The 6,541-nt window shown below is 37.3% G+C and carries 10 protein-coding genes; 5 read left to right on the forward strand and 5 right to left on the reverse strand.

Annotation, left to right across the window (positions count from 1 at the left end):
* Both VNZ46_RS12715 and VNZ46_RS12720 read left to right on the forward strand, forming a co-directional pair.
* Nucleotides 1–861, forward strand: an 861-nt coding sequence (locus VNZ46_RS12715) for a lysophospholipid acyltransferase family protein (protein ID WP_325560490.1), incomplete at its 5' end; no start/stop codon positions are given.
* Between the two features lie 8 nt (nt 862–869).
* Nucleotides 870–1,427, forward strand: a complete 558-nt coding sequence (locus tag VNZ46_RS12720; protein ID WP_325560491.1) for a GNAT family protein — start codon at nt 870–872, stop codon at nt 1,425–1,427.
* Nucleotide 1,428: 1 nt separating this feature from the next.
* On the opposite strand, the gene VNZ46_RS12725 is transcribed toward VNZ46_RS12720, so the two are convergent.
* The 3 genes from VNZ46_RS12725 to VNZ46_RS12735 are packed head-to-tail and all read right to left on the reverse strand — an operon-like array spanning nt 1,429 to nt 2,982.
* Nucleotides 1,429–1,779 carry an MmcQ/YjbR family DNA-binding protein gene (locus tag VNZ46_RS12725; protein WP_325560492.1) on the reverse strand — a complete coding sequence of 117 codons (351 nt, stop codon included), beginning with the start codon at nt 1,777–1,779 and terminating at the stop codon, nt 1,429–1,431.
* A gap of 49 nt (nt 1,780–1,828) precedes the next feature.
* Nucleotides 1,829–2,434 carry an FMN-binding negative transcriptional regulator gene (locus VNZ46_RS12730; protein ID WP_325560493.1) on the reverse strand — a complete coding sequence of 202 codons (606 nt, stop codon included), beginning with the start codon at nt 2,432–2,434 and terminating at the stop codon, nt 1,829–1,831.
* A 2-nt stretch (nt 2,435–2,436) separates the two neighbouring features.
* Entirely contained in the window at nt 2,437–2,982 is a 546-nt protein-coding gene (locus tag VNZ46_RS12735) for a GNAT family N-acetyltransferase (RefSeq protein ID WP_325560494.1), read from the reverse strand.
* 169 nt (nt 2,983–3,151) lie between these two features.
* Here VNZ46_RS12735 and VNZ46_RS12740 point away from each other — a divergent pair, with 169 nt between their 5' ends.
* Entirely contained in the window at nt 3,152–4,060 is a 909-nt protein-coding gene (locus VNZ46_RS12740; protein ID WP_325560495.1) for a hypothetical protein, read from the forward strand.
* Here VNZ46_RS12740 and VNZ46_RS12745 read toward each other — a convergent pair.
* Entirely contained in the window at nt 4,053–4,475 is a 423-nt protein-coding gene (locus VNZ46_RS12745; protein ID WP_325560496.1) for a DUF6265 family protein, read from the reverse strand. The two genes, VNZ46_RS12740 and VNZ46_RS12745, sit on opposite strands and share 8 nt — an antisense overlap.
* Nucleotides 4,476–4,591: 116 nt before the next feature.
* Nucleotides 4,592–5,392, reverse strand: a complete 801-nt coding sequence (locus VNZ46_RS12750; RefSeq protein ID WP_325560497.1) for a helix-turn-helix domain-containing protein — start codon at nt 5,390–5,392, stop codon at nt 4,592–4,594.
* Nucleotides 5,393–5,533: 141 nt separating this feature from the next.
* Here VNZ46_RS12750 and VNZ46_RS12755 point away from each other — a divergent pair, with 141 nt between their 5' ends.
* Complete coding sequence (locus tag VNZ46_RS12755) at nt 5,534–5,893, forward strand: DUF4180 domain-containing protein (RefSeq protein ID WP_325560498.1); 360 nt, start codon at nt 5,534–5,536, stop codon at nt 5,891–5,893.
* Between the two features lie 31 nt (nt 5,894–5,924).
* The gene (locus VNZ46_RS12760) at nt 5,925–6,488 is read left to right on the forward strand and encodes a Crp/Fnr family transcriptional regulator (protein WP_325560499.1); all 564 of its coding nucleotides are present in this window, start codon (nt 5,925–5,927) and stop codon (nt 6,486–6,488) included.
* Nucleotides 6,489–6,541: the final 53 nt, after the last annotated feature.

Below are 6,541 nucleotides of genomic sequence, written 5' to 3' on the forward strand. Positions count from 1 at the left end.
GTCCTATATTATCGTTTGCTGTATGCTTTCCTGGTTTTGTTTGGTCTGTTGCCTTTCCCGATCTCAAAAATGGTGTTTGGAAATACCTTTTACTTTATTACATATAACTTGCTGCGATATAGATACGAAGTGGTCCTTCAAAATCTATCCAGATCTTTGCCTAACAGGTCTTACTCGGAAATCAGGCAGATCTCTAAAGCATTTTACAGGCATCTGTCTACAATGGTCATAGAAACCGCCAGACTGTGTACAATGCCACGAAATATTGCGCGTAAAAAGCTCCAGATCTCCAATAGAGAAATGATTATGGGTTTCTACAAACAAAATAGAAGTATAATTGCTGTTTTAGGTCATTATGGCAACTGGGAATACCTGAATATTTTGCCATCTTATTTCCCTTTTCCAATAAATGCGATTTATAAGCCTGTTACTAGTCCTGTTATGGGTAAGCTGATACATCGTATAAGAACGCGCTTTGGAATGCATCTGGTTCCTTCAAATCAGGCATTGCGTTATCTCCTTAAACAAAAGGGCCAGCCTCAGATGAGCATTTTTATCGCAGATCAGTTTCCAGGAATGAAGGATAAAGAACAGTTTAGCTTTCTCCATCAGTCTACCACGATGTTTAATGGTGCCGAAAAGTTAGCAATTGCTACAGATTCCGTGGTGGTTTACCTTGATCTAAAACGAAAAACGGACGATTGCTGGGAACTTATATTTTCTTTAATTACAGAATCTGCGCCGCTAACCGGTGATCAGGAAATTACCAGAACTTTTGCGGGTAAACTTCAGGACACGATTTTTGATGAACCAGCTTATTGGCTTTGGTCGCACAGGCGGTGGAAAAAAGGAATTTTGTAACTTGCGTTATGAAGCAGAATAGTGTCTTTTCTTTAAATGTAGATGATCATATCAAACTTGAATTAACTCATGAGTCGCAGGCAGATGTCCTATTTAATGCTATAGATAACAACCGCAAGCACCTTTCTGCATTTTTGCCATGGGTAGGCAATATGCAATCGGTTAACGATCTGAAGGCGTATATTAAAGGGAGTGAGGTACTTATTCAGCAACAAAAGGAAATCAGCTTTGCTATTTTGTATGAACAGGTTGTTGTAGGGAGAATTGGATTGCATCATTTAAATATACTGAATAGAAGTGGGGCTATAGGCTATTGGTTAATCAAAGAAGCTGAAGGAAAGGGTATTGTCACAAAGTCGTGCAAATCGATAATCAATTATGGATTTAATGAATTAGGCTTGAACAGGATCGAGATTAAGGCAGCGGTCTGTAATTTAAGAAGTCAGGCTGTTCCTGAAAAACTGAACTTTAGAAGGGAAGGTCTTTTAAGACAGGCAGAGTTGGTGAATAATGAGTTCCTGGACTTGGTCTTATATTCCTTACTGCGACATGAATTGGATGTTTAACTTATCTTGGGATCAATTCACGTTGTGCTTTCGGTAGGCTGGTTAAAACAAGGTCATAAGAATGGTCGATAAGCTCATGAAGTAAGCTGCGTTTCAGCATTCCGTCCATGTAAACAGTGTTCCAGTGTTTTTTATTCATATGATAACCAGGAATGATCGCGTCGTATTGCTCTCTTAGTTCTTCTGCGCGTTCGGGATCACATTTTGCGTTAAAGCGGTTTCCTTGTTCAAGGCCAATAAGGAGAAAAATTTTGCCACCTATTTTAAACACAAGCGTTTGATCGCCAAAGGGAAAATCTTCTGTTACACCGGGTTTTTGGAGGCAGTAGTCGCGCAATTCTTCAATATTCATGGTAGATTTTTTAATAAAAGTAACAATAAGTGCGTTTCCTGCCAAGAAATTATGTGTGTTTCATGTAGGAGGCTAAATCTTGTTCTGTGCTGTATTTGCTGTTTTCCAGGTCTTTAATAATCTTTTTTCTCTCGTTTTCCGTTTTGTTCTGACTTAATTTTTGCTGGGCCTGGAGGTCATTGACGGTGATCTCAAAGGCAACGATCCCTTTGAGCATCTTTAGTTTAAAGGTCATGGAAAGGTTTGCCCATTGTTCCAGATAACCCTGGTCGTAGGTGAAGATCATTTTTTCCATCAGCTCAAGTTGTTGAATTTCTTCATGAAGAATAGAAGCCTTTCCATAAGCATGAACTGCGATATAATTCCAGGTTGGCACATTTTCCTGTTTATCGTAGTTTTTTGGTGCTATATAGGCATGGGGTTCGTTAAAAACGACCAAGGCCGGACGATCAACCAATTCTCGGGCTTGTGGGTTCGCTTTTGCAAAATGGGAGGAAAGAATAACTGCGCCATCCCGTAATTCGATATGAAAGGGGAGATGGGTAGCAATGGGTAATTGATCTTTGGCAGTCACTAGTGTCGCAAAACTGTAATGTTGCATAAAGTCGATAACTTGCTGCTGGTCTTTAAACTGGAATTGTGCTGGTATATACATGTTTAATTAGTTTGAGAAGCAGATAAATAGTCCTCCTTTTTGATTTCATATATAAAGTTTAGTTTGGAAGCTTCGCCATAATACGCTACATTCTCTTCAGCTATTTTAGTTGCTCCTAACCGACCTACTGCAATCTGTGATCTTAGATTACCAGCACCTACATGAAGCAATATTCTATTTACAAACTGAAAGATGTAGTCCATCATTAACTTCTTGACTGATGGATTTAATCCGGTTCCCCAGTACTTTGTTGCATAAAACGTATATCCGATCAGGATACTGTTGTCTGATTCTTTATAGTCATAAAAGCGTGTGCATCCTGCAATATCATTGGTGGATTTATCTATAATTTTGAAGGCCCCGTTGCTCTGAATAGCACCTTCGAAGAAAAGCTGGAAAACTTCTTTTTTCCAGCGGTCCTTATTGGGATGTTGCATCCAGACTTCCTTGTCATAAGCAACTTGATACAAAGCATCAAAGTCATTGTTCTCTAAAGGAACAAGTTTAACTCTTTCGTTTTCTAATGGTTGTTGTATGGAAAAGTTCATCGTTTTAATATTTATAATATGCACAAAATTACAATCCGGATGGATCATAAGGATAGTCCAATATGAACAAAATAGGTAGTCCAATTCGCAATATCAACATCGAAATAATTGCTTATCTTCATGAAACCTGTTTCTTAACTTTGGTGCTTATATCGTAAATATATTGCTTATGAAAAAAGGCGTTGTTGTATTGTTATTCTATTTAAGTTATTCTTATTGTTTTGGGCAAGGCAATGATCAACTATTTTCCAGATTGCAGGCTATTTCCAATAAAGGGACTAATTTTTATAACATTGATGGAATCGAAATTACCAGTACGATTATTAATCAGGGGATATCAAAAAAAAATATCCTAAAAGGGGCAAAAAAATATGGCATAAAAGAAGAGGATCTTGGGGTATCTGACAGTTTGATCCTGCAACCAAATTTTTATGTTTTCAAATCTGAACCGGGCCCGGATGGGATTACTCAAATGACTTCCTATTATTTTGTAGAAAATTCGGATAAAATGCTCATGACAGTAACTTTTGCAAGTTTAAATAAGAAGGATAGGTTTTTTGAAAGGAGCTTTGTACAACTGTTGCTCAACAAAAGTATTCCAGATAGTGTTTATCAATCCTTGCAAATTGATAGTATAAACTTTGCAGGAAGAAAGATCGCTCTTGGAAATCAATGTTACTGGATGGGAGTTGGGAATACCCAGTGTCCGGGACACGGTCAAATGAGTTGGAGTGTTCATAAAGATGAGTTGGAAGCAAGGGAAGATGTTCTGAACAGATACAAAGTAATTAAAGCAAAGAAAAATGGAAGAGTGTTGTCAGAGGATACGGTTAATGTAGTTTTTGAAGGGACTGAAGTTCGGGCAAAAAAGATCATTTATGATTTTAAAGGTTTGACCTCAGCATTAGTGAGGATGAGCGGAGGTCAAACACTGACGGTTTACTTTGTAAACGCTCCAGTTAGAAACCAATACGTAAGTTGCGTAATGAGTTTTTGGAATAACGATAAGGTTAATCCAGAAACTGGTCTTCCTGGTTTACTTAGCCAGGTGATGAAATTAAAGTCTGAAACTAATTGATTCTGACAAAATCGTAGTCCATACTCTTTCCGTCCCCGGAGATCACCGCTTTGATGTTTTTTCCGTCATACCTATATGTGATTTTCTTTGGAAAATCATGTGCTGGATTTTCACATATGAAACTTTGACTGTCAATTTGTGTCAATTTGAAAAGAACAGGTTCTTTTTCACCCGTGATCGTTACAACATAGAAAATGTCGTTTCCTTTCGTGATGAATTGGAGGTTCTCTGTGAAAGTAACACCATTTCCTTTGAGTGTTACACCCTTTCCAATCAGTTTCAAATCCGAGACTTTATCCCAGATTTCATAGCCTGAATACCCAGGCTTGGCATTGGTACGGATCCATTTTCCAACTAACCAATCTAGTGCTTTGAATTTTTGTTTTTGGCTTTCCTGCCCGTGAACATTGTTCATGATCAACATGCATAGGCATGGAACAAGCAGAAGTAGTTTTTTGACTGTCATGATGTTTTTTCCTTCAAAAATAGGATGATTTGTTATTGCTGTATTGTACAAACCCGACTGTCTCTTTATTTTCTTAAAAAAAAATTGGCCATATTTCTTTCTTCAAAGAAATAAGATGATGGATCTTCCCCTGTAAATGCTTTAAAGTTTCTGATAAAGTGACTTTGGTCATAATAACCAGATTGGTACACGATCTCCGACCAGGTACACTTCTCCTCTTTGATGAGTTGAAAGATATGATTGAATTTTATAATGCGGGAATAATATTTAGGCGCAAGTCCGATGTACTTTTTGAAAAGACGTTCCAACTGTCGTTCATTAACGCCTGCAGCAGTTGCAAGCTCTGCTACAGATGCTGTTCCGTTACTTTTAAAGATGATTGTCAGTGCATTTTCCAATGGATTTTCAGCTGCATTTTTACAGAGTTCCAGGAAGTGATCATCTAAAAGCTGTTTGAGTTTATGCTCATCTTCAAAAGGCAAAAAAAAGTTTTTTAAATTGGCAAGCTGAACATGAGGAAAACTATCCAGGTCAATTATCCGGTCGAGGTAGGCAACCATATTCAGTCCAAATAATTGAGTTAATGCAGCTGGTTTTAGTTTTATAGCAAAAGATCCAGTCCAACCAGTATTTTCAAGGTAGAAATAACTGGTGATCTGTCCGGCAAATAAATTTGGTGATTGGAATTGCCACTCTCCACTAATTTTTGATTTGTATACATCTCCGTAATTAAAGATCAGTTCTGTAAATCCGTCAGGAATAATCTTTTCAATTTTTGGGGTGGAGTTACCGGACTGCATCATCCAATAGCATTCGATGAATGGTTCGAGGTCAGGATGTGGGGCAATTCTGGTAAACTTCATCATGCAAATTATAAAATTTCGGAATTAACTTGGCTCTTACAGTTTAAAATTTAATCTTTATGGTTAAATCGTCAATTGATAATAGCAAAACGTTAAAACCGCTTAATCGGATTTCATCAAAGGTGCTTACAATATAGCTTGATTATGAATATAAAAACACACAGGATCGGGGAACGTAAATTAGCTGAGGTTATTTCGGATTCTGTTTTAATAAATAATGCTGAAGAAGGATTACAACTGCTTGTTGATTTGTATTACCAGGATTTTGAAAGTATAATCATTTATGAAAATAATATAACCCCTGTTTTTTTTGATTTGAAAACAGGACTCGCCGGTGAAATATTACAAAAGTTTTCCAATTATAGAGTAAGACTTGCCATAGTAGGGGATTTTGGAAAATATCCAGGTAAAAGTATCAGAGACTTTATCTTTGAGAGTAATAAAGGCAGATTAATTAATTTCTTAACAACAGCAGATGAAGCGAAAGACAAATTACTCAGTTAACTACTTGGGTAACTAAACTATAGATGTGAGTATGGAAGTAAAATTGAGGGAGCATATTCATCAGATTGTAGAGTTAACTGATGAGGAATTCCAGTATGCCATTACCTTTTTTACCAGGCGAAGATATAGGAAACACCAATATATTGTACAAGCTGGTGATGTAAACAGTCACGAACATTTTGTTGTAAAGGGGATCGTTAAATCGGCTTATACAGATCCGGAAGGTAGAGAACATATTCTGCAACTTGCTATGGAAGAATGGTGGTTTTCTGATCCCAATGCCTTTAATAACGGAATTCCTGCTACGCTGAATGTGGATTGCCTGGAGGATACAGAAACACTATCGATTTCTTTTGAAAGTAAAGAAAGACTTTGCGCCAGCTCCAGAAAAATGGAATTTTTTTTCCGGAAGAAATACACAACGGGAAATATCGCTTTACAGAAACGTGTCTTAGCCCTATTAAGCCACAGTGCTGCAGAACGTTACAGACAATTGCTTTCCCAGTATCCAACCTTGCATACGAGGGTTTCAAAAACTGTAATTGCTTCTTACTTAGGGGTTAGCAGAGAAACTCTAAGCCGACTGTCGTCATAATAAAATTATTATTTGTGTCTGAGTATCCGGGTGTGATAAAAGTCACATTTAAA

Origin of the sequence: Pedobacter sp., assembly GCF_035566355.1 — a bacterium.
In the GTDB taxonomy this organism is placed as follows: Bacteria; Bacteroidota; Bacteroidia; order Sphingobacteriales; family Sphingobacteriaceae; genus Pedobacter.